Source organism: Sphingobacterium multivorum (assembly GCF_039511225.1).
Lineage (GTDB): Bacteria > Bacteroidota > Bacteroidia > Sphingobacteriales > Sphingobacteriaceae > Sphingobacterium.
On the sequence record NZ_CP154261.1, the window covers coordinates 5,610,401 to 5,634,759 of the forward strand.

The 24,359-nt window shown below is 42.1% G+C and carries 17 protein-coding genes; 10 read left to right on the forward strand and 7 right to left on the reverse strand.

The window, feature by feature from the left end:
* Nucleotides 1-197: 197 nt before the first annotated feature.
* The 3 genes from AAH582_RS23400 to AAH582_RS23410 are packed head-to-tail and all read right to left on the reverse strand — an operon-like array spanning nt 198 to nt 5,845.
* Nucleotides 198-845: an N-acetylmuramoyl-L-alanine amidase gene (locus tag AAH582_RS23400; protein WP_159333454.1), complete on the reverse strand. Its 648-nt coding sequence runs from the start codon at nt 843-845 to the stop codon at nt 198-200.
* Between the two features lie 53 nt (nt 846-898).
* Nucleotides 899-2,671 (reverse strand): SusD/RagB family nutrient-binding outer membrane lipoprotein, encoded by a 1,773-nt coding sequence (locus tag AAH582_RS23405; RefSeq protein ID WP_046672664.1) that lies wholly within the window; start codon nt 2,669-2,671, stop codon nt 899-901.
* 12 nt (nt 2,672-2,683) lie between these two features.
* Nucleotides 2,684-5,845: a SusC/RagA family TonB-linked outer membrane protein gene (locus AAH582_RS23410; RefSeq protein WP_286710256.1), complete on the reverse strand. Its 3,162-nt coding sequence runs from the start codon at nt 5,843-5,845 to the stop codon at nt 2,684-2,686.
* A gap of 595 nt (nt 5,846-6,440) precedes the next feature.
* On the opposite strand from AAH582_RS23410, the gene AAH582_RS23415 reads away from it, so the two are divergent.
* Nucleotides 6,441-7,088 (forward strand): DUF6266 family protein, encoded by a 648-nt coding sequence (locus AAH582_RS23415; RefSeq protein ID WP_343320745.1) that lies wholly within the window; start codon nt 6,441-6,443, stop codon nt 7,086-7,088.
* Between the two features lie 15 nt (nt 7,089-7,103).
* Here AAH582_RS23415 and AAH582_RS23420 read toward each other — a convergent pair whose 3' ends face one another.
* The 3 genes from AAH582_RS23420 to nagA form a co-directional block, all read right to left on the reverse strand.
* Nucleotides 7,104-7,658 carry an acyl-CoA thioesterase gene (locus AAH582_RS23420; RefSeq protein WP_046672667.1) on the reverse strand — a complete coding sequence of 185 codons (555 nt, stop codon included), beginning with the start codon at nt 7,656-7,658 and terminating at the stop codon, nt 7,104-7,106.
* 180 nt (nt 7,659-7,838) lie between these two features.
* Nucleotides 7,839-9,464, reverse strand: a complete 1,626-nt coding sequence (locus AAH582_RS23425) for a glycoside hydrolase family 10 protein (RefSeq protein WP_046672668.1) — start codon at nt 9,462-9,464, stop codon at nt 7,839-7,841.
* A gap of 94 nt (nt 9,465-9,558) precedes the next feature.
* Nucleotides 9,559-10,665: an N-acetylglucosamine-6-phosphate deacetylase gene (nagA, locus tag AAH582_RS23430; RefSeq protein WP_046672669.1), complete on the reverse strand. Its 1,107-nt coding sequence runs from the start codon at nt 10,663-10,665 to the stop codon at nt 9,559-9,561.
* Nucleotides 10,666-10,812: 147 nt separating this feature from the next.
* Between nagA and AAH582_RS23435 the strand changes: the two genes are divergently transcribed.
* The 9 genes from AAH582_RS23435 (at nt 10,813) to lipB (ending at nt 22,892) form a co-directional block, all read left to right on the forward strand.
* Nucleotides 10,813-10,944, forward strand: a complete 132-nt coding sequence (locus tag AAH582_RS23435) for a DUF6728 family protein (RefSeq protein WP_312128511.1) — start codon at nt 10,813-10,815, stop codon at nt 10,942-10,944.
* A gap of 12 nt (nt 10,945-10,956) precedes the next feature.
* Nucleotides 10,957-11,343: a RidA family protein gene (locus tag AAH582_RS23440; protein ID WP_343320746.1), complete on the forward strand. Its 387-nt coding sequence runs from the start codon at nt 10,957-10,959 to the stop codon at nt 11,341-11,343.
* A gap of 3 nt (nt 11,344-11,346) precedes the next feature.
* Nucleotides 11,347-12,270: an EamA family transporter gene (locus AAH582_RS23445; RefSeq protein WP_046672671.1), complete on the forward strand. Its 924-nt coding sequence runs from the start codon at nt 11,347-11,349 to the stop codon at nt 12,268-12,270.
* Nucleotides 12,271-12,706: 436 nt separating this feature from the next.
* Nucleotides 12,707-15,766 carry a SusC/RagA family TonB-linked outer membrane protein gene (locus AAH582_RS23450; protein WP_343320747.1) on the forward strand — a complete coding sequence of 1,020 codons (3,060 nt, stop codon included), beginning with the start codon at nt 12,707-12,709 and terminating at the stop codon, nt 15,764-15,766.
* A gap of 96 nt (nt 15,767-15,862) precedes the next feature.
* Entirely contained in the window at nt 15,863-17,533 is a 1,671-nt protein-coding gene (locus tag AAH582_RS23455; protein ID WP_343320748.1) for a RagB/SusD family nutrient uptake outer membrane protein, read from the forward strand.
* Between the two features lie 305 nt (nt 17,534-17,838).
* Nucleotides 17,839-18,264, forward strand: coding sequence for a hypothetical protein (locus AAH582_RS23460; RefSeq protein ID WP_343320749.1), 426 nt, complete (start codon nt 17,839-17,841; stop codon nt 18,262-18,264).
* 64 nt (nt 18,265-18,328) lie between these two features.
* Nucleotides 18,329-20,434, forward strand: a complete 2,106-nt coding sequence (gene recG / locus AAH582_RS23465; protein ID WP_343320750.1) for an ATP-dependent DNA helicase RecG — start codon at nt 18,329-18,331, stop codon at nt 20,432-20,434.
* 511 nt (nt 20,435-20,945) lie between these two features.
* Nucleotides 20,946-22,136 carry a GTPase HflX gene (gene hflX, locus AAH582_RS23470; RefSeq protein WP_046672676.1) on the forward strand — a complete coding sequence of 397 codons (1,191 nt, stop codon included), beginning with the start codon at nt 20,946-20,948 and terminating at the stop codon, nt 22,134-22,136.
* Nucleotides 22,137-22,196: 60 nt separating this feature from the next.
* On the forward strand, nt 22,197-22,892 hold the full coding sequence (lipB, locus tag AAH582_RS23475) for a lipoyl(octanoyl) transferase LipB (protein WP_046672677.1): 696 nt from the start codon (nt 22,197-22,199) through the stop codon (nt 22,890-22,892).
* A 180-nt stretch (nt 22,893-23,072) separates the two neighbouring features.
* Here lipB and AAH582_RS23480 read toward each other — a convergent pair whose 3' ends face one another.
* A complete protein-coding gene (locus tag AAH582_RS23480; protein WP_343320751.1) occupies nt 23,073-24,293 on the reverse strand; it encodes a hypothetical protein in 1,221 nt (406 codons plus the stop codon).
* Nucleotides 24,294-24,359: the final 66 nt, after the last annotated feature.

Here is a 24,359-nt window from a genome sequence, read left to right on the forward strand (position 1 = left end):
AAAGAAAAATAAGTAAGTGTGCAGAGCACACGCTCACGTAACAAATCAAATACAATTAACATTTTATTAACAATGCAGCAAAATACAGCAAACCAGCAAAATATATTGCAAAACGATCACCAATTGCACACTTATTACTTATTCCTGTAGGAAAACGCAATTTACCTGCAGAACGAAATTCTTCGATTAGGCATGATTTAAGGTAGGGGGTTCAATTTCAGATCGACAAGATGCTTTCTTAGCTCATGCATAAATTTATCTCCCGGATCATCTTTACCCGTGATGTAATTGGGATCAGTTTCTTTCCACCAGCTTGTTTTCTTAAAACGTTGGTACTCATGGTGACCTAAAACAAATTCGATGGGATATTTCTTACTGAGGTAACGGATAAGCTCTTCATTTGCTTTCAATTGTGCATCAGTCAGTGGATTCTGACGACTACCTATATTTTCTATCCCTATTGCACAATAGTTGAGACCTATGGTATGCCGTGCAAAAATAGAATCTGGTAAAAACTGATAAATCGTACCGTCACGATCGATGACAAATTGCGAAGATACATTCAAGGCACTTGCCTTGGTCAGTTCCGGACGACCCGGAAGCCGCGTAGGATTGAATGTATTAAAGGTCGCTTTCACACTGTTATTCGCCGTCCAATGCACTACCACCATTTTAGGATGGATAACCGGAGTCGACTGCGATAGACCGTGCCGATTTTTGAGGTACTCCAATGAAAGTTGAATACGGTCCTTATCCCAGGTAATCGGTTTTTGAATAATTTTGGGTGATTGTGCAAAAAGCACAAATGGTATAAAAAGAAGAAGGAAATTAATACAATATTTCATAACAAAAACAAACTAGATAAAGAAAGCCGCAGTTGCGGCTTTCAAATTTAAAATTATTCTTTGGTATCCCACCAAACCGGGAATGACCAGATATCGTCATTTAACGCATTCGGATGAGATGCTTTTAAATTATCGGAATTGTAGTTGATCTCATGCGAAACCTGACGTACTCTTCTGAACTGCTTTCCTTGCGGTATTTTAGTTTGTGCTGCTGCGGTCACCGTGTACTCATAGGGAACTGACCAACCGGGATAGACTGAACTACTAAAATCATAGCGACGCATATCATTCCAGTTTTGCTGTGAAAACGAAAGTGCGATAAATTTTTGCGTCATAATTTTAGCCAATGTAATATCTCCCGCCGTACCAATGCCATTGTTTAGAAAATTATCGATCTTGGCCTGGGTCATTGGCGATTTGCTCGGACTGGCGTCTGCATAAGAACCCAGCTTTATATTCATTAAGTCAATATGTGCTTTAATTCCCTCTTTATAGGCATTGAAGGCACCTGCTTTATCTCCCTTATTAAATAAGACCTCAGCTTTAATAAAGCACATTTCGGGGTATGCAACCAGATGGGTAGGCGCATCGGGACGCGAATAAAATGTACCTGAAGCAGCCACGGTACCATCTTTCCATCTATAGGTATCTGACACATCGCTGTCATATCCCTTGGAACTACTTTTAATGGATACATAAACGGTATCTCCCCAACGTGCTGTATTGGCACTGTTAATATACCAGGAGTGTGGGTTTACCGTACGGCCATTACTCTGAATAGCCACATCTTTATCATTATAAGAGGACGCTATAGGCCCGGAGTTCATGCGGATAGTAGACTGCATATCTACTCCCTTGGAACGGATCATCTTTTTGGGATAACCGTATTCTGCCCAAGGTAATAATTTGTCTGCCCGCGGATCCTCTATGCCTTTATTGTCAAAATTGGTTAATAAATTCTCATACCATTTCGTAACCAAAGTATTGGTATTCATACCCGCATTATTAAAAACGATAGAGGTTTTTACAGGATCTGCAAATAGGATATCCCCGATATTATCAGTCGCATCATCCATATGGGCTATCACTGTGCTTTCTCCCACCGAAGTGGCAGCCTTATTTAACGCCGCCAATACATCATCCGGTTTGTACAAAGCGCTCTTTTTCGATAGGTTATTCAACCATCGCGCTTTTAAGCCATAACACATCTTCAGCCACTTACTTACATCGCCACCATTCCAGCTGTCGCCGGCTGACAAGGGGGCAGCAGTGCCAGGCTGTGTCATATTAAAGTATTCAATTGCCTTATCAATATCAGCAAGACAACCCTCGAAAATCACTTTTCCACCATCAAATTTTGGCGTTATGATGGTACCCAAGGCCTCCGTGTAAGGCATCTCACCATACCAATCCGTCATTAGCATAAAACCCATGGCACGGATAGCATGCAATGCACCAAGATAATGATAAGCCTTATCGGCCGTAGCCTTATCTTCCATATCCTTAAAATTTGCCCCTGCACCGACAAAGAAAAACTGATAAGGTGTGGTCGACATACCTGCTGCAGGGTTCCAGCCAGCAATCATACTGTTTGATGCAGTACCGTTGACAAATGTCAGTTGCTGTGTCACAAACCCCGCCCGTGTCCCCGCTGTCCCTTGTGCATACATGTAATAATGCTGTATCCAAGCCAAACGACTCTGAACCGAAGCCACGGTGCTGGATGGCGTATTCGGGTCTATATTGATATCCAACCAATTCTTACTACAGGACGAAAATAAAGTTAGAACCAACAGAAATGAGACTATTCTCTTATATTTATTCATGACTTTTCTATCTTAAAATCTAAAATTTAAACCAAACATAACACCGGCCGTACTTGGCACACCGTTGTAATCAATACCTACCGAACTAGATCCCGTTACACCAGATCCGGCAGCGGAGGCCTCCGGATCAAGCCCTTTGTAGTTGGTCAACAACCAAAGATTAGTACCAGTCAAAGTAGCTGTAAGACCTTTTACCACTTTGGAAACACCGGCATTCTTCAGGACACCGTCCGAAAAGTTGTAGGACATCGAGATATTCCGCAAGCGCAACCAGTTTGTTTTCACCATAAAGTTCGCACTTTCACGGGCGTAGAAATCACTCCAATAATCTTGGATAATCTTCCGTCCGCTTGTTGACACACCTTTAATCGTGTACATCTGGTCGGCCAAGAAAGTGAATGTTTTGTTTTCGTACACCGGAGCGTCGTTTGTTCCACCGTTACGGATGGCTCCGTCCAAAATCAGCTGATCACGATCTTCGGTTCGCTTGCTCATTCCATTAATCGTCATTGCATAATCTGTACCGTTATAGATATCGCCACCTATACGGAAATCAAACAGGAAGGACAGATTAAAATTTTTATAAGTCAAGCTGTTATTGAATCCACCCGTCAGCTTAGGCTCACGGTTTCCGATATTATATGTCGTCTGGTTGTCACTTGTTGGCATACCCGTATTAGCGTCCAAAACAACTTTTCCATCAGGTGTACGGGTCCATTGCGAACCTGAGATCCCCATAAAGTTTCCTCCGTTAAAGGATGCGGCTTTCGCATTCCCTACCTGCACGTCTGTGACATACAAAATATTGACCCCTGCGAGCAAATTATCTACTGTCCCTTTGTTTCTGGACATGTTTAACGTAGATTCCCAAACAAAGTCGTTTTTCACAATCGGCTTACCAGTTAAGGACAACTCCATTCCTTTATTGTAGATATCGCCACCGTTGACTGAGATGAAAATATATCCTGTCGATTGTCCTAAACGTGGAGACAGAATCTGGTTATAGGAATTATTGGTATAGTAGGCATAGTCCACGCCCAATCGCCCCTTAAAAAAGCGCAATTCAGCACCGACTTCAAACGAACCTGTTGTTTCAGGTTTCAAAAACGGATTACCTTTCTGCCAGTTATTTCCCGCGCCTACAATTCCACCTAAATATTCAACAGGCTTCCAAAGGTAGGTATTGGTTACATACGGATTTGCGTCCTTACCCACGCGCGCCCAGGAAGCTCTCAGCTTTCCAAAATCCAACCAGTCTGGGCGACTGTCTTTCATGAGTTCGGTAAACACAAAGCTACCACCAACAGAAGGATAAAAATAAGACCTATTGTCTACTGGTAACGTTGAGGTCCAGTCATTTCTTCCCGTAACATTCAAAAACAACATATTTTTATACGAAGCTCTTAACTCACCGTACAAACCAAAAAGACGTTTTTTTGTATTGTTTACTGCGAACTGTTTATTCGCTGCCGCTATATTTTCGAAGCTGTAAAAATTATCTACCTCAAAATGATAGCCCATACGGCGGTTTGTTGTCGTCTTGGTTTGTTCCGAGAAAAATCCCACTAAAGCGCCTAAATCAAAATCACCTACCTTTTTATTGAAATTGGACATGATGTTGGAAGACCAATAGTTGTATTTGAAATCACTTTCCGACATCATACCTTTTTGCCAAGGTTTCTTAATTGCACCACCTTCACCGATAATAGTTGAGTTTTTAGTCAGATAACTATCCATCCCGACACGATAGGTGAGGCTCCACCAATCGAAGATGGGCATACTTGCATTGATACTACCTGTAATACGCTCGGTGTTATCGCCCAAAATATTTTTATTGATTGTCCAGTATGGATTTTCGACATCAGATTCTAGCGGCTGGCGGCCTTCAAACATCCGATACTTCGACCCGTCATCGTTGAGGTATTTCTTCATATTATCACTTCTTGACCAGCTGTACAGGGACTCCATCGCTCCTGTGCCACCTGATCCCCATAACCCCGCAGAAGTTAGGGTTTTATCTGTATTTGCCAGCGAATACCCCACATTAGCGCCCACCGTCAGTTTACCAAATTTTTGATCCCCATTAAAGCGGAACGTGGTTTTATCAAAGCTTGTATTAGGTACGATACCCTTTTGATCAAAGCGGGAACCAGACAGATAGAATGATCCATTTTTATTTCCGCCGGATAAATTAACGGTATTGTCAAATACCGTCGAATGCTGGAAGAAATCCTTCACGTTGTTATAAACAACATCATTACTTCCAAATTTTTCACCCCAGGATTGCGTGGTATAATCATCCAGTACACCCGCACTGTTATAATAGCCACGTTTGTATTTTCCTTGCTGCTCTGGCAAGCGATTCACCCAGTTATTTGAAAATCTACTTGAAAAACCAATCTCCGTACGCCCTTCTTGTCCCTTTTTCGTCGTAATGATAATAGCTCCCGCAGCAGCTCTTGACCCGTATAAGGCTGCCGCAGCCGGACCTTTCAACACCGACACATTGTCGATATCTTCGGGATTAATATCCATCACCCGGTTACTGTTAGAGGTTGCTGTTGCTTGAGCGCCATCGAAGGCACTATTTCCGCCAATAACCGTAGAGTTATCGTAGATCACACCGTCTACAACAAACAAGGGCTGGTTGTCGCGCTCAAGAGAAGTTCCGCCGCGAAGAATAATCTGCGCTCCGGCACCGGCAGAACCCGAAGCCTGTGTTACATTAACCCCTGCAATCTTCCCTGCCAGTGAATTGACCACGTTAGCCGTCTTATTCTTCATCAACTCATCCGATTTTATATCCTGAACAGCATAGCCAAGCGCCTTTTTTTCCTTCTTAATTCCCATAGCCGTCACAACCACCTCTTCAAGGGCCTCCTCACTGCCAGAAAGCGTAACATTGATCGTTGCATTTGTCCCAACCAGTTGTTGTCTTTCCTGAGAACCCACGGCTCTGAAAATCAAAATATCGCCTGGCTCCGCATTGATGGTGAAACTTCCATCAGGCTTGGTCTGTGTACTGACAGATTTACCTTTGATGCTCACGGTTACATTAGGCATTGTACCACCATCAGAAGCATTCGTCACTTTACCCGTTACAGTTTTGGTCTGTGCCCATAAACTGGTTGACAGCATCACCCCTGAACAGAATAAGAGAATTTTTTTATTCATGGTTTTTAGTTAGTTGTTAATAATTTTCCATAACGGGCGGTTCCAACCCTAAGTTTATATCAATTACTACACAATAGTATGAAAAGCTTCCTATTTTTGCAAGCTTATGCATAATTATTTGAAAAAGAAATAACAATAAACACATTAACGCACAATCTGACAGCAAAAAAACCATTAATCCCTATAAAAACAGATACAAAAACGCATAGCACAGCAAAATAAAAACCAAAACATCTTATAAAAGCATTTAGCAAGACCTTTTCACCGAATTTGATAGCAGAAAACAAACATTAGCATAACAAAACCACCAATAGCATGCAGCATCCTACACATAACAGCGTGCTCATGCAAAGGGATGTTCGATTTACACCGCCATTTTAGACTAATTATTAGCTATTGTATTCGGAGATTACTCGGTGCTTCTTCGGTACTTGTTCGGTGCTCCTTCGGTGCTTCTTCGGTTGGAACCGAATAAAGTCCGACTAAATTCCGATCAAGATTCGTTGTAAATCCGAAAAAAGGTTGAATCTACTATTGATCAATACTTATTTATTTTGTAACTTAAAGAAAAATCAATCGCAATTAACTTAATATTATGGCAGTCATTAAAAACGGTGCCAATGGCACGCTTTCGGGCAAAGCAGGATCAGTAGTATTTGTTACCAATGGAAATACAACCTATGCAAGGGGCTTACCTAAGAAAAGTAGAAAAAAACCTTCTGCAAATCAAATTCAATCGAGGTCGCGTTTCTCCCTCATCCAAAAATTTATTTCCCCAATGCTAGATTTAATACGGGTCGGATTTAAAAATTATAACCCCGAGAAGAAAGCATATGGCAATGCGATGTCTTACAACCTCAATAATGCCGTAGAAAAAACGGCAACTGGCTATGTCATCAATTTTGAAAACTTTCGCGTGAGTAAAGGAATCCCCAATCCCATTTCCACCCATACATATCAGGTAGATGAAGAGACAGGAACATTTACACTCACCTGGGAATATGATGCAGATACTGCATCACAACATAACATCAGCTCGAGTAATTGCCGTTTGCTGCTATACAATCCCGATGAGTGCGCTTTCACAAATGAAAGCATGAATCCTCTTACGCATAAAACACAGACAGCTATCCTATCCCGACAGCAAACCGTCGGCAACTATCATGTCTATGTATTTTTCTACAAAACAGACGGAAGCGATGAATGCACAGACAGTAAATATCTAGGGACATTTGAATGGTAAGAAAGGGAAGAAGGCCTAGGAGCTCAGACTGATCTTCACATCAAAATGCTGCTTGATATAGGCCTGCTGCTCCGCAGAATCTGTCTCCAGATCATGAATAGCACGGTCTCTTTCTTTGTCGACTTCCATCTTCACCACACAGCGGTAGAAACGAAATACATCTTTTTCGGTCTCCAATATTAACCTTGGCACCCGGGCGGGCTTGCCTGTTTCATCTTTTGCCACCATCGTAAAATAAGAGGAATTACAATGCTTGGTTTCGCCCGTCTGAATATTCATGGCTTCGACCCGAATACCGACTTCCATAGAAGAGTTACCTACATAATTCACAGAAGCGATCAATGTCACCAATTCACCCACCTCAATGGGCTTCAAAAAATCAACTTTGCCAACGGAGGCCGTCACACAATAATGTGCAGAAAATTTAGATGCCACAGCAAATGCGATCTGATCCATCAAAGATAAAATATAACCGCCGTGAATTTTACCGCCAAAATTAGCATTGGAGGGCAACATCAGCTGTGACATCCGAATCACAGATTCGCTTACCGTTTTATAGATTTCTTCCATACCCATAAATTTACTTTGGATAGATTACAATTCAAAACAAAACCTGAATGAATCACATGGGCTTACGTACACGCGCCAACAGAAGGTTCGTCCTGACCATTACCGATAGATAATGATACAAAAAAGGGATATCCAAAATTCAGATATCCCTTTTTTACGCGTTGATGAAACAACAGCTCGTTATTTTATCTTCTCTGCGGCATAAGGACCTTCGTTGCTCAAACGGTCAACAGCCTTTACCGCAACATACTGCAGTTTTTTGTTGTTCAATGTCGTTGGGATGTCCTTACCTGTAACCCCAGGCTCCAATATTTCATATTGCCATACGCCACCGTAGTTGAGATACAATACCCATTTTGCAACCTGATCAATTTGCTGGTGCTGCCATTTCACAAAAGTAGTACCACCCTGTGGAGTTACCAGCAAAGTAGGTTTCAACAAAGGATTTGCATTTAACCAAGGACTTGTTGGTACCAATGCTTTCACCTGATAAGGCCCATTCACCAAAGCTTGTGTCATGGCCGGGTTTTTGGTAAGCCCTGCCAGACTCCAGTGGATCACCCCTTCTCGGTTATCAGGCAATAGCGTACGTGCTGCCTCCACTTGATTAACAATTTCCTGAACATATTCCGGACCACGTCTGCCAACTGTATTGATGCCCGGCCAAAGGTGGCGTCCCAATGTATTCTCACTTTCCCACCATTTTAACAAAGCCGTATAGCTTTGTCTGGCTGGCTGTATAGGCCAATACAACTGGGGAGCAAAATAGTCTATCCAGCCTTTGTTCAACCATAATTTAGCATCTGCGTAAAGCATATCATACTGGCTAGATCCCTGGATTCCTGACGGATAACCCGGTTTCCAGATACCAAAAGGACTGATACCGAATTTTACAAAATTCTTCTCTTTCTTAATATCCTTATAAATCCGTTCGATAAAGGTATTCACACTATTTCTGCGGAAGTCTCCGCGTGATAGATCCCCGCCATTACGTTTGTATTCATTGTAACTATCCGAATCCGGGAAATCCTGTCCACCATTATATTCCGCGTAAGGATAGAAATAATCATCGAAATGTACGCCATCGATATCATAACGCTTGACAATATCCATAACCACACGTGCTGCGTGGTCCTGTGTAGATTGTTTGGAAGGATCAAACCAATAATAGCCCTGCTTCAATTTGACAACCGACTCAGGCATTTTACGTGCCATGGAAGCTGAAGTAACAGCACCGCCAGCAGTATGATGAGCACGGTAAGGGTTCAACCAAACATGCAGCTCAATTCCTCGTTTATGCGCCTGCTCAACCCAAAAATCAAGCGGGTCATAATAAGGGGAAGGCGCCTGTCCTTCTGTACCTGTCAAAAAATAAGACCAGGGTTCAAGATCACTTTTATAAAATGCATCGGCTGATGGACGCACCTGAAAAACAACAGCATTAAAATTATTGTTTTTCAAAAAATCCAAAATACCAATTGCTTCCTGTTGCTGCTCGGCGGTACTCAGGTTATTTTTGCTCGGCCAATTGATATTGGCAACAGAAGCCACCCAAGCGGCGCGAAACTCGCGCGGTAACACCGGAAGATCGACAACAATTTCCTTCTTCTTTTCTGCAGCCGGCTGTTCTTTTGTTTCAATTGTATTTTTCACCCGTTCGCGCTTGGGTACCGAAGGCGGATCTTTTTTTACAATTTCGACATTTGTAGTTGTGGTATTGACAGGCTCCTGTTTTTTATTTTTCTTGGATGAACAAGAAGATAAAACAAAAAGTGCTGTCGCTAAAAATAATAGGGAACGTTTCATCAAGCTATAGAATAGTGTTTTTTCAAAATAACGAACGAAGATACATATAATATTAGTCAATCACGGCCAATCGGTTAATCTTCTCCGACATAGATCAACGCTTGAACTCTCCTTTGAAGATCACCTGCTCCAGCCTGAAGTCGTCGTTAAAGACAATGATATTCGCTATGCTTCCCTGATTGAGGTTTCCAATATCCGTCCTTTTTAAAAGATTTGCGGGATACCGTGTTGCCATTCGGATCGCTTCATCAAGCGGTATACCCACCCTTTGCACAGCGTTTTTTACCCCCTCAAGCAAGGAGATTGCCGCTCCTGAAATGGTGCCATCAGGCAGGGAATAATAGCCATCGTTCAATACGTGATGATATATGTCTTTATCGCAGGCGGCTACAGCATCTGTAATCATAAACAGCCGCTCAGCCATCTGACGTTTCGCAATTTTTACGGCTTCAAAGCTTACGTGATGTCCGTCGACAATAATACTTGCTTGTGCAGTCGGATGATTAAAAATTGCGCCGACTAACCCGACTTCGCGATGATGTAACGGCGACATGGCATTAAACAGGTGGGTACTTGTTGGAATCCCCAGATCATAGCCATGGGTACCTTCCTCAAAAGTCGCATCACTATGCCCGGCACTGAGCAATAGATTATAGCCCTGCAAATGCTGTAAGATATCATCAGCGATACATTCTGGCGCAATGGTCATCATCTTGACAACCTGATTTCCGGACAAAAGATCGTCAATCTTTTCCTTTGTAGGCTCGATAATTAATTCCGCGGGATGCGCACCCCGTTTTTTAGGATTCAAAAAGGGACCTTCCAGATGCAATCCTAAAAATGCATCGTGCCGAAAGCCTTCTGCCACCCGAATGGCATCCTTAAATACGGGAATCGTATTGGTCGCTAAGGTCATCATAAAAGAAGTTGTGCCTTTACGGACCAAACCCTCAGCGATGCGTTCCAAAGATGCTACACTACGTTCGGCAGAATACAAGTCCGATCCGTCACCATACAATTGAAGGTCAATCAGCCCAGCACAAATATTAGACCCGCCGACTGGATAACTGGTATAATCTGCTGGCACCTCATCATCATGGACAATCGCTACAATTTTACCTTCGCTGATCAGCAATGCTCTTTGCTCCAAAATCGACTCACCAGTGTATATTTTGCCACCAATTAATGCTATCTTATTCATATAAATTCTATTTCATTACCAAGTTACCAAAATTCAAAAAAAACCTGTCACTTGCATAAGATTTTGTTTCGTAGCCTACAAGAAATCCGTTCAAAGTTTTTGATCTTTTCATTTTCACTTTCTAATTTACTGTTGTAACTTAGTTCCATGTACTTCTTTAGAAAGCGTAACGCCGATCGCCCCACAAATGGCAGCATAAAAGCTATGCATATTATTAATGCAACGGCCATTATTGTCTTTTTATTGGGCCTGATCTACAAAATATTTTTTACATCCTAAACACTGTTATCCATGTCAAAAAAAGAAATTTTAAATACCGACAAAGCTCCTGCTGCAATAGGACCATATAACCAGGCAATCAAAGCCGGTAATACATTATATGTCTCTGGACAAATTCCTCTGGTTCCCGAAACAATGGAATTAATTTCATCGGGTGTGAAAGACGAAGCGCATCAGGTACTAAAAAATGTAGAAGCTATCTTGACCAATGCGGGATATACTTTTGAAGATGTTGTCAAAGCTTCGATTTTCTTAAGTGATATGGGTAATTTTGCCTTAGTCAATGATGTCTATGCCGAATATTTTAAGGAAGCGCAACCAGCGCGTGAGTGTGTTGCGGTAAAAACCCTTCCTAAGAACGTAAATGTCGAAATTTCGGTCATTGCCTGGAAAGATTAATCCGTGGAAAATAACAACGAAACAGCAAGCCGCGGAAAATATCTTTTCGCGGCTTTTTTGGCCCCTTTTATCTGGGGATTTATGTCTATCCCTGTACGCTGGATACGCGGCTATCCGGCGGAGGATATTCTCTATTTTAGAATAATAACTGCACTTCTAGTCCTTTGGATATACCTGCTGCTGTTTCGAAGAAAAACCTTTAAAGCTGATATTCTTAAGTTTCAGCTTCTACCTCGAGTGGGCAAGATCCGTCAAATTTGTCTTACCTTCCTCGCTTCGGCGTTAATCTTTGGCAACTGGTTTACTTATATCTATGCGGTCAACCATATTAGCATTCAGTCTGCGGCATTGGCTTACCTGACCTGCCCCCTGATCACGGCGGCGGGTGCCTATCTCATGCTCAAGGAAAAGCTAACGAACTGGCAAAAAACAGCGCTTTTTATTGCCTTTGGCAGCGTAAGCCTCCTTGCAAATGGCTCGCTTCATGATGTCCTATGGGCTATCACTATTGCCACCTGTTACGCTTTTTATCTGATCGTACAACGGGTATCTACGGGTTTCGATAAACTCAATCAATTGGCGGTCCAACTCAGTATATGTGCATTATTTGTGATCCCCAAACTAATCTATAATCATCATGCAATTCCTACAGACCCCATATTTTGGGGCACCATAGTTCTTATCGCATCGCTATTCACGATTATCCCCCTATTCCTGAGCATGTATGCACTCATTGGCATTTCATCAACAACGACTGGCGTTCTGCTCTATATTAATCCACTGATCGCTTTTACTTTGGCTGCAACCTATTTCGGAGAACCCGTTTCTCCAATCAAATATGTCGCTTACGGAATTATACTGGTTGCGATCATGCTATTTAATGCTGCAAACATCAAACAGGTTTTTGCAAGGCCATTACGCGGTTAAGCACAATGATTAACAATGCAATAGGAAACTTCATCCACATGGAATGGCCAGTTTCTAGCAGAAAACAATTATTTTATTCATATCCACCAACCAGCTAAAATCCGACAAAAAAAATGACAAAACACAAAATACACTGATTATCAAAATATTAAACACTAAAAACAGTTAAAGTGTATCATTTTTGTTTCATAAAATTTTTGATTTTTGCTCAACTATAGTAAATTAGATCTTTATTAAGGGAAATCATACCGCTCTTTTTTCTTATAACAGGTATTGAATAGCAAACACACTATTACAAATAATCACTTATTTTGCCCCCCGATTATTCAATATCTTCTCTTCTAACCAAAATGCTAAATGGAATTAGCCCATTTCATTAAAATTTCACCGTTATGAAAATATGTATATAAAAAACTGAATATAACACATATACTATATGAATAACAAATTATACTCTACATTAAGGGTGTTAGGTATTGTTCCAACAATACTTTTTTCAGCATCTTTATTGCACGCGCAAACCAGCCAAGTAAAGGGAACGGTTGTAGACGCTAAAACCAAAGCTCCTATTCCAGGTGCCACGATCAAAGTATTGGGCACTTCCAACGCAAGTTCTACGGATGTTAAAGGTGCATTCCAGATCAATGTCGATGACAAAAACCGCATATTAAACATCAGTACGGTCGGCTATGAAAACAAAACGGTAACACTTGGTCCCGGCGAAACGACAGTGACGGTAAGTCTGGACGAACAGACACAGCAACTGGAAAGTGTGGTCGTTACTGCTTTGGGTATTAGCCGTGCACAAAAATCATTAACATACTCTACACAACAGGTCAGTGGTGACGAATTAAACAAAGTTAAAAGCACCAACTTGGCGAATAATTTAAACGGTAAAGTTGCAGGTGTTAACATTGCTTCCAGCTCTTCTGGACCAGGTGGTTCAGCAAAAGTTATTTTGCGTGGTAACAAATCGGCTTCCGGTAACAATCAAGTGCTGTATGTTGTCGATGGTGTTCCAATCAACAATCAGACATTAGCAAGCCAGCCAGACAACGTTTTCGGCGGACAACGTGATGGTGGCGATCCTATTTCATTGATCAACCCAGAAGACATCGAAAATATCTCCGTATTAAAAGGAGCATCTGCGGCGGCATTATATGGTAGCCAAGCGGCCAACGGCGTTATCTTGGTAACAACGAAATCAGGTAAACAAGGCCGCACAACGATCAACTTCTCCTCAAGTGCACAGATCGAACAGGCTGTATCGACACCAAAATTCCAAAGCCAATATGGTCAAGGTTCGGGTGGCAAAAACAGTAACACCAGTGTATTTAGCTGGGGCGACAAAACCAATGGTGCCAACTATGATAATCTAGGTGAATTTTTCCGTACGGGTAGCAACTTCACCAATTCATTGACCTTGTCAGGTGGTAACGAGAAAAACCAAACGTATTTTTCTTATGCAAATACCCTTGCAAAAGGTATACTTCCAGAAAATGACCTGATGCGTCACAACTTCAATCTCAAGGAAAGTGCTTCATTCTTTGATAATAAGTTGACCGTTGAAGGAAGTGCCAATTACATTACCCAAAAATTAGATAATGCACCTACTTCAGGTTTCTATTATAATCCATTGGTTGGAACCTACCTATTACCTCGCAGCTTAAATATTGCGGATTATAAAAATTTCGAAACGTTCAACACAGGCCGTAATCTTTACGATCAAAACTGGTTTACACTTTCGGATGACGAAACTACCCAACAAAATCCTTGGTGGATTATGAACCGTAATTCAACACGTTCAACACGTAATCGTTTGCTCTTGAATGGTAGTGCGAAATACAAAATTGCACCTTGGATCAGCGTGCAGGCCCGCGGTAGTGTAGACCGTACCAGCGAAGTATGGGACCGGAAAGCTTATGCAGGCACGCAGCACATTTTAGCGCGTGAAAATGGAGCTTATAGCTATACCAATACCACGATCACCCAACAATACGGTGATTTAACGGCCAACATGAACTTTAATATTGGCGATAAATTACAAATCACAGGATTGGTTGGAACGAGTATCACCGACTGGAAAACAGAAGGTACAGATTTTACCAGCGGTAAAGATGGACTCAAAGTTCCCAATCAGTTCTTTATCCAAAATACGACAACTCCGGTCACTTCGACATTGTCTGCAAACCGAAGACAATTGCAATCGGTATTTGCATCGGCTAACTTAGCCTATGACAACTGGGTTTATTTGGATCTGACTTCACGTTGGGATTGGTCGAGCACATTGGCCTATACACCGCAAAACCCATACGCTTATCCGTCGGTCGGTTTGGGTATCGTTTTGAACGACAAGCTTAATCTACCTGAATTTGTAAATATGGCCAAAATTCGGGGTTCATACGCAAAAGTCGGAAATGATCTTCCGCCTTACACCACCTTGCTTACCAACCGGGTAGACCCATATGCTGTACTAACGGTGAATGATATTGCCTTTTTGAAGGAATTAAAACCAGAAAAAACGGCTTCCTTGGAGATCGGTACGGAATGGCGCATGTGGAATAACCGTTTGAATGTGGATGTTACTTATTACAAAACAAACACCACCAATCAGTTTTTCAAAATTGCAGCTGGAAATGCATCCCTCAACAACATGTATGCAGTTAATGCCGGAGACATTCAAAATCAAGGGGTAGAAGCATTGGTATCATTGGATGCGATCAAAAATGATGACTTCAAATGGACAACCAGCCTCAACTTTACGTACAATAAAAACAAAATTGTAAAACTTGCTGACGGTATTTCTGAATTTACCCTAACAGGTGAGGGACGTAATAATTTTGCTTCTAAATTGCAAGTTGGTGGTTCTTTCGGAGACATCTATGGTCAAGATTTTATACGTGACGGCCAAGGAAGGATTCTTATTTCTGAGGACGGTATTCCGCAGAAAAACAACACCTATACCAAACTTGGGAATTCAAACCCAATTTGGCAAATGGGCTGGAACAACAGTTTCAATTATAAAAATTTCAACTTAAGCTTCCTGATCGATGGTAAATTTGACTACGAAGTGATGTCCGTGACACAAGCGTTGCTTGACGGTTACGGTGTCTCAAAAGCGAGTGGCGACGCCCGTGCCAATGGCGGTGTTAGCATCAATGGGGTTACACCAAGCGGTAAAGCCGTAACAACAGTGGACGCCGAAAAATGGTACACTTCCACGGCTGGTATGGGTCCGGTTAGCAGCCAATATATTTACGACGGAACGGTCGTGCGGTTGCGTGAATTGACTTTCGGTTATGACTTCAATATTAAAGACAGTTTCTTCAAAAAACTTCGCGTAAATGCTGTAGGAAGAAACCTATTCTATATTTCGAAAAAGGCTCCATTCGATCCTGAAGTAACGATGTCTACGGGTAATTCCTTAAGTGGTGTGGATATCTTTATGATGCCGGCAACACGTAACTATGGTCTTACACTAAATGCGACTTTCTAAACGACCAACAATGAAATATCCCTCGTTAAAAAACACATATATCGGTAAAAATGACGAGGATATTTTATATAGTCTTAAAATACAAACGATTAAAAGATGAAATTTAACATAAAAAACATATCCAAGTTCTCTCTCGCTTTTTTAATGCTTGGCGGCACCTTAAGTAGTTGTACCAAGAATTTTGAGGACTATAACAAAAATAACATTGGCGTTACGGATGAGGATTTAAAAGGTGATGGCCAAGATCTTGTCATTTTCTTGCGAAATGCACAGATGTCGATTTACAATTTCTCGGGCGCGGGCGATCCCAATTCCTATCAGGTACAACAGAATTTAAATGCGGATGTATTTTCAGGTTTCTTCATGTCTCCTACTCCTTTTAATAGCGGGCAGAACAACCTGAATTACGCCATGGTAAACGGATGGAATGGAGAACCATTTAAAGTACTCTATTTGAATGTTATCAAATCTATTGAAAAGCTAAAAAGCAATGGACTTGCAGAGACTTACCCTGCATTATGGGGTTCGGCATTGGTGATCAAAGTAGAAGCTGCCAGCCGGGTGACAGATATCTATGGTCCTATTCCATATAGCAAAGTAGGCACCTCCAATACTGTTCCATACGACAAACAATCCGATGTATATGCTGCTTTCTTCAAAGAGCTCGATGAGGCTGTAACAGCATTAAAATCATACAAAGCGGATAGCCCAATGGCTGCTAAAATAGACCAGATCGATCTTGTATTTCCGAATACAGATAATCAGGTCAGATTTAAAAATTGGTTGAAAATTGCCAATTCATTACGTCTTCGCTTAGCGATGCGTTTGGTTAAAATCGATGCAACTTTAGCGAAAACACAAGCTGAAAAAGCATTGGATCCAGCAAATGGCGGTGTATTGGAAAGTAATAGCGAAAACTTCAAGATCACTGTACCAGCAGACGGAACCTACAGCAACCCACTTTGGTTTATTTCCAAAAATTGGGCTGACACGCGTATCAATGCGACACTTTCGTCTTATATGACAGGATTGAACGACCCTCGTATCTCTAAGTATATGTCTCCCGTCATTAAAGACGCAACAACAACAGCTTTCGCGGGAAAATATATCGGAATCCGTGCAGGAGCAGACGGCATCGAAAAGGATAAATACCAAAAGCTATCGGCATTGAATACTGAAGGTACAACGCCAACTTTCGTAGCGACTACAGCACCGATATTAATGACTGCTGCTGAGGTTTACTTCCTCCGTGCCGAAGCAGCATTGAGAGGTTGGAACAATGCTGGGGGAACAGCGCAATCACTTTATGAAAAAGGAGTAGAAACGTCCTTTACACAATGGGGTGTATCAGCTGGGTTAAGCACTTATCTCAATGATAATACAAGTAAGGCAGCGGCTTACGAGGATCCTTTCAACGCGAAGAATAACGCAGCTTCACCTAGCGCACTGACCATCAAATGGAATGAGGGCGCTACCAACGAAGAAAAATTGGAACGTATCATTACGCAAAAATGGTTGGCGATCTTCCCTGAAGGACAAGAGGCCTGGAGTGAATTCCGCCGTACAGGATATCCGCGTCTATTCCCTGTTGTGGTCAACAATAGCGGTGGACTGATCGACACGAAAATACAGATTCGTCGTTTACCGTTCCCACAAAATGAATACAATACAAATGCAACTGAAGTACAATCTGCAATCTCCTTGTTGGGCGGACCTGACAATGGTGGCACCAGACTTTGGTGGGATGTAAATAAGGGTAATTTCTAATCGAGAGATTAGCCTAGATAAATCTCAAAAAGGGGCTGTCCAGTTATGGATTGCCCCTTTTTTATGATATCTTGAAAGTTAATCAAAGTTTCCAGATTGTTGTAACTATATTACAAAGTCAACTAAATAATGTTGTTTTAAAACTACATTTTTACCAACATATTGTTGTTTCAAACCTACAATATGACAGAAATCAGCTGCAATAGATCTCAAAATCAAATTTCTCTTAACAAAAACTTAATAGAAATCTGCTGTAGCAGAGGCAAAGAATTACCCGTTCAATTAAAAAAACCAAGAAGAATATTATGAAAAATCTTTCCATTTTGGGGATGACCATCCTCTTAGCATGTTGCATGTTATTTGTTGTCTGTAAATCGGAGTCACATTGGGAAAACCCTTATAAAGATAAAACAGAAAAGGAACTCGAATCCCTATCTAATGAAAAACACAGCAAAATCATTGCCTTTGCGAGCCCCAAAGCATGTACTGATGCCACGGAATGGGAAATGATAGAAATACGGACAGTATGCGGGACAAGTTACCTTCCCTATCATAAATCCGTTGACAAAATAACCTTGCAAAACATGATCAATGACAACAACCGGTTGATGGAAATATACCAGCCAATGATGGCGCCCAAAATAAATTGTATATCGTATCGCAAACCATTGGGCGTGATCTGTAAAGAAGGAAAAGCAGACATTAAATATGAAGAATCTGCTTCAAAATAGTTACTCGAGCCTAAGAAACGGCTCCATAAACGCATAAATTTTCGTAATTTAGCCATCAAGAAGAATGGCTGAATTAAGTTTAATTACCCCCATAGAATACCTCAAAGGTGTAGGCCCACAAAAGGCAGATGTACTCAAAAAGGAGCTACAGGTATTTACCATTGGTGATCTATTGACACAGTACCCTTTCCGTTATATCGACCGTACGGAGTTTCATAAAATCCGGAAACTTCATCCCGATATGATGGCTGCACAGGTGCTGGGCCGTCTGGTTTCTTTACAGCTCGTGGGCGAAAAGAGAACGAAACGTCTTGTTGGCTCATTCAAAGATGAAACCGGCTCCATGGAGCTGGTCTGGTTCCAGTCCATCCCCTGGCTTCAAAAATCATTGAAAGTCGGTTCCGCATACATTATTTATGGTAAGCCGAGCGAATTCAATGGCCAGCTATCCATTACCCATCCCGAAATGGATCTGTATAACCCGCAAGTAAAACAGATCGGCAATATGAGTTTACAGCCGGTTTATTCATCGACAGAAAAACTCAAAAAGTTCAATCTGGATACCAAAGGAATCCAACGCTTACAACAGACTGCATTGGAAACCGTATTCCGTAGTATTGACGAATCGCTTCCCCAGGATGTGCTTGCTAAACATGGTCTCATTTCCAGGCAACAGGCTTTCGCTTCCATCCATTTTCCAAGCGATCAAAAGGAGCTGAACCAGGCCATCAAACGCATCAAATTTGAAGAGCTATTTTTTATTCAGCTGAAGCTGCTCAACAACAAGCAGCTCAACACACAGAAATTTAGAGGCCAGCGGTTCAATAAAGTCGGTGAAAAATTCAACACGTTCTTTAACGAGCGCCTTCCATTTCCTTTAACAGGAGCGCAGAAACGCGTTGTAAAGGAAATCCGCATAGATACCAATACAGGTGCACAGATGAACCGCCTGGTACAGGGCGATGTAGGTTCTGGGAAAACAGTTGTTGCCCTCATGAGCATGCTGCTTGCTGTCGACAATGGATTTCAGGCCTGTATGATGGCTCCTACAGAAATCCTGGCGACACAGCATTATCATGGACTAAAGCAGCTCGTGGGCGATGACATCGTCAATATCAAACTACTTACAGGATCCACAAGCACAAAGGAACGCCGTTTGATCCACCAGGCACTGGAAGATGGCAGCTTAGATATTTTAATTGGCACCCACGCCTTGATCGAGGATAAGGTACAGTTCAAGAACCTGGGCTTCGTTGTTATTGACGAACAACACCGCTTTGGCGTGGAACAACGGGCCAAACTCTGGCGCAAGAATGTCATCCCACCACACATGTTGGTCATGACAGCGACGCCAATTCCACGGACATTAGCCATGACCATGTACGGTGACTTGGACATTTCCGTGATAGACGAATTACCTGCTGGTCGTAAACCGATTAAGACTGTTCACTTTTTTGAAAGCTCCCGTTTACGGATGTTTGGTTTTATGCGCGAGGAGATCGCCAAGGGCAGACAGGTCTACGTGGTATATCCCCTCATCAAGGAGAGCGAAAAACTGGACCTGATCTACCTTGAAGCAGGTTTGGAGAACTTACAGCGTGAATTTCCCCTTCCACAATACAAGATCAGTATTGTTCATGGCAAGATGCCTGTAAAAGACAAGGACTTTGAGATGCAGCGCTTTGTCAAACACGAAACACAGATTATGGTTGCCACTACCGTTATCGAGGTGGGCGTTAATGTTCCCAATGCATCGGTGATGGTCATTGAAAATTCCGAACGATTTGGATTATCCCAGCTGCACCAATTACGTGGTCGTGTAGGCCGTGGTGCTGAACAGTCTTTCTGTATTCTGATGTCGGGCAATAAGCTGAGCAAAGAAGGACGATTAAGACTGGATACCATGGTGCGTACCAATGACGGATTTGAAATTGCAGAAGTCGATCTACAGTTACGTGGCCCGGGCGACATCTCTGGAACGCAACAATCGGGTGTTCTTGATCTCAAAATGGCAAATTTAGCCACAGATCAAGCGTTGCTCACTGAGTGCCGTAATACCGTTATCGAAATCTTCAAAGAAGACCCGACGCTCCAAAGCGAAAAGAATCATTTGCTCCGAAGCTTCCTCGCCAGAAAATCAGATGGTATCGCCTGGGATAAGATTTCTTAATCGTATGTCATTTTCGAAATAAAAAACGGGGCCAGCAAATAAATCAACAACGCGTTTAAGTGAATAAACAGAGCACAGTGGAATCTAAAGGCCGCTCGTCAACATAAATAGGATACGAATTGTTGTTAATTAGCTCTTGAAGACAATTTATCTTTTTTGTATATAAAACCAAATTTATTTACTTTTGCATCATTATGAACATGATATAGAAAAATATCCCTTCTTTTACTAGGCAAAAGATGGCGACCGAACGCTTACATATTTTGAGTTGCCCTGGTAAGCAAATCACAGGAAATTTATTGGTTAATGGAGAATTATGTCATAATCGGCATCAGTCTTGTGTGGTGTACAAAAGCATAAATTCTTAAATTTACCTTTTCAAACAAAAACCGGGCTTACAAGCTCATTGAAAATAACTTAAAAAGTGAACGTATAACAAGAGGTAGGCAATAGCATACATTGCAAAGCTTAATGACCTCCCTACTTCACTTGAAAGACTTAATAGTACAAAATGGCCAGAATTAAAATACACGATACAGCAATAAAACCCGAAACAGCCGTCTTGGTGAGTGTGATCACGCCAAGTGTGACGGAGACAAAAGCAAAGGAATATTTGGAGGAACTTGAATTTTTGGTACAGACTGCCGGTGGCGAGACCAAAGGCATGTTTACACAGAAACTGGGCTTCCCAGATCGCGCTACATTTGTCGGCAGTGGAAAGCTGGAAGAAATAAAAGCATACGTTGAAGCGGAGGAAATTGACATCGTTGTTTTCGACGATGAGCTTTCACCTTCGCAGCTGCGTAATATTGAGAAAGAATTGAAACGCAAGATATTGGACCGCTCCAACCTTATCCTGGACATCTTTGCCCGACATGCCAAAACTGCTCAGGCAAAGACACAGGTCGAATTGGCACAGCTGCAATATCTATTACCACGTCTGACCCGTATGTGGACCCACTTGGAACGTCAGCGCGGGGGTATTGGTATGCGTGGTCCGGGTGAGTCACAGATCGAGACCGATAGACGGATCATCCTGGACAAGATTTCCCTGTTCAAAGAACGCCTAAAAGCAATCGACAAGCAAAACGAGACACAACGAAAAAACCGTGGCGAGATGATCCGTGTAGCTTTGGTAGGTTACACCAATGTCGGAAAATCAACGATCATGAATATGATCTCCAAGTCTGATGTACTAATCGAGAATAAACTTTTCGCAACATTGGATACGACGGTACGTAAAGTTGTGATCGACAACCTTCCTTTTTTGCTTTCAGATACCGTTGGTTTTATCCGCAAACTACCGCACCACCTGGTAGAATGTTTCAAATCCACATTGGATGAAGTTCGGGAAGCCGATGTCCTGATCCATGTGGTCGACATTTCGCATCCGAATTTTGAGGATCATATCCAGGCCGTAAACGAAACATTGAAGGACCTTAAAGCACTTGACAAACCGGTGATTACAGTGTTCAACAAAATTGACCTTTATAAACCGGCCGTCGAAGAAGGACACGATGGTGAGGAAATCGAGGTCACGTTGGATGATTTTCGTAATTCCTGGATGGCAAAAAATTCTGATCCAGCAATCTTTCTATCAGCAACGAATAAAACGAATATCGAAGAGTTCAAACAAAAACTTTACGATATTATTGTGAAAATGCACAATGAACGCTACCCTTACAATAACTTATTGTATTAATTTTGACAAACAATGCCGTGAACGGACCTTATGTCCGTTCACAGTTTAATAAAATACGAAATGAACAAAGAGGTGCAGTTTCAAGATTGGGGCCTTGTCGATTATCAGGAAGCCTGGGACAGACAAGAATCCATCTTTAAGGGCGTATTGGACATCAAACATGACAACAGAGTCAATGCAACAGCAACAAATACCCCAAATTACTTGATCTTCACAGCACATCCCCATGTTTACACCTTAGGGAAAAGCGGGCACGAGGAATACCTATTACTGGATGAGAAAGGACTGGAAGAGAAAGAGGCCAAATTCTACAAGATCAACCGTGGTGGCGACATTACCTATCATGGTCCAGGACAGATTGTCGGTTATCCGATACTGGATCTCGACAACTTCTTTACGGATATCCATTTGTATCTGCGTACACTGGAAGAAGCTATCATATTGACCTGTGCGGATTATGGTATCGAAGCAGGGAGATATCCCGGGTTTACGGGAGTATGGATAGAACCGGATAAACCAACTGCACGCAAGATCTGTGCAATGGGAGTGCGTGCTTCACGCTGGGTGACCATGCATGGCTTTGCATTCAATGTCAATACAGATCTTGATTATTTCGGCAACATCATTCCTTGCGGCATTGACGATAAGGATGTAACGTCTTTAAAACGGGAGCTTGGCAAAGAAGTTGATATGGAAGACGTGAAAGGGAAACTTAAAGGCCATATTGCCCAACTCTTTGAAATGCAAATAGTGTAATTTAAGTTTTCAATAACATACAAAGGCCCTTTGAAAGCGGAATTTAATCTCCTTTCAAAGGGCCTTACTTTTTTGAGCATCCCTGTTCCTCCTGGTTAATCCCCCCTACTAAAGACACAAACGAGGGACATTTTCAGGCACTTGGAGGTCTTTACGCGACCCCGACGCTATTTCCGAATATCAACAATAATACATACACTCATAGCTGGCCAGTCTTCCATCAACAAATCTGAAAATAAATAATCCTGCATCGCCATTTTGAATATAGAAAGTATGTGGCGTTGAAATCCAGTCTGCCGAAAGCAGTTCACCAAAGTGGTTTACAAAGTCTCTTTCTGCATAATTGGCATCCATCCGCTGGTTACCCAACACAATAGCTTCACCCGCACTAAAAAATAGCTTATACAAGGTTCCGACCACTTTGCCTTTATAATTTTCTTCAAAGGCAACGATCATATTCGGTGTTTTATAATAATACCGCGGCTCCCAGCCACATTCGGGCATATCGGGGATTTCGGTAACCCGCTGCAGCGCCAGTTGCTTCATTTGTCCATCTGTGATTTTACCATCAAATAAAGACACTCCTTTCCATTCGAAATGGAAGTTTAAGGCCTTCAGTTTCTTTGCGTACACCTCGGACTGGAACTCATGTTGAAATTTATCGGCCAATAACAGTTCAAAATCGATATCAACCTTGGGGTCCACTTTTCCCGCTTTGTCGTAAGATTCCTTCCAATAGGTAAGCGCCTGTTTTAACTTAGAATACTTCGTCCAGCCGATTTCACGTAGACGGCCTGCCTGTATCAGTTCTTCCTCCTGGTTCTTCCCTTTGACAGCCAAATATTCTTTAAGGACCTTGTCATAGCTTAACTCAGCACCCAAAAATTTCATCTGAATGTACTCCGGATTTTCATGGAAGTGGTCTCCGATGTAGACCCATCCATCTGTGTAGAGCGGCACATAATCGATACATACCATTTCATTGAGCCCCGCCCTACGCACAGCGGTACTTGTGGTATTGGGTGCTTTACGCACGCGCAATTGCGAGACCTGTACATAGAAATGTGGGCATTGAGCGCCTTCGGTTCCGCGATAGAAATATTGTTGCGGTTCTCCGGCAGACCTTTTCCCATCCATAGCACTTTTCAACGGCTGACGGTCGATAAAACCGATATCCCCATTACTCACCTGCACTTTGTACTGCGTATTGGTGGAGTCCAACAGATACACAGGTGCCTCTGTCGGAAAAACTCCCAAGAGGTCTTTATTATTTCCTGCTTCACGGAAAAGGTGCCCCCATGTTGAGGTATAAAGTGGCCGTTGACCCGCTGGCTGTGCTACTGCGTGATGCACAAACCAACTAACAAAAAAGCAGAGTATGAGTAATCCTTTTTTTGGCATAAAATTAATTCTTTGAATACATGACTATTGGTCGCTCCATTGCGATCAAAAGCAGGGCACGAGACA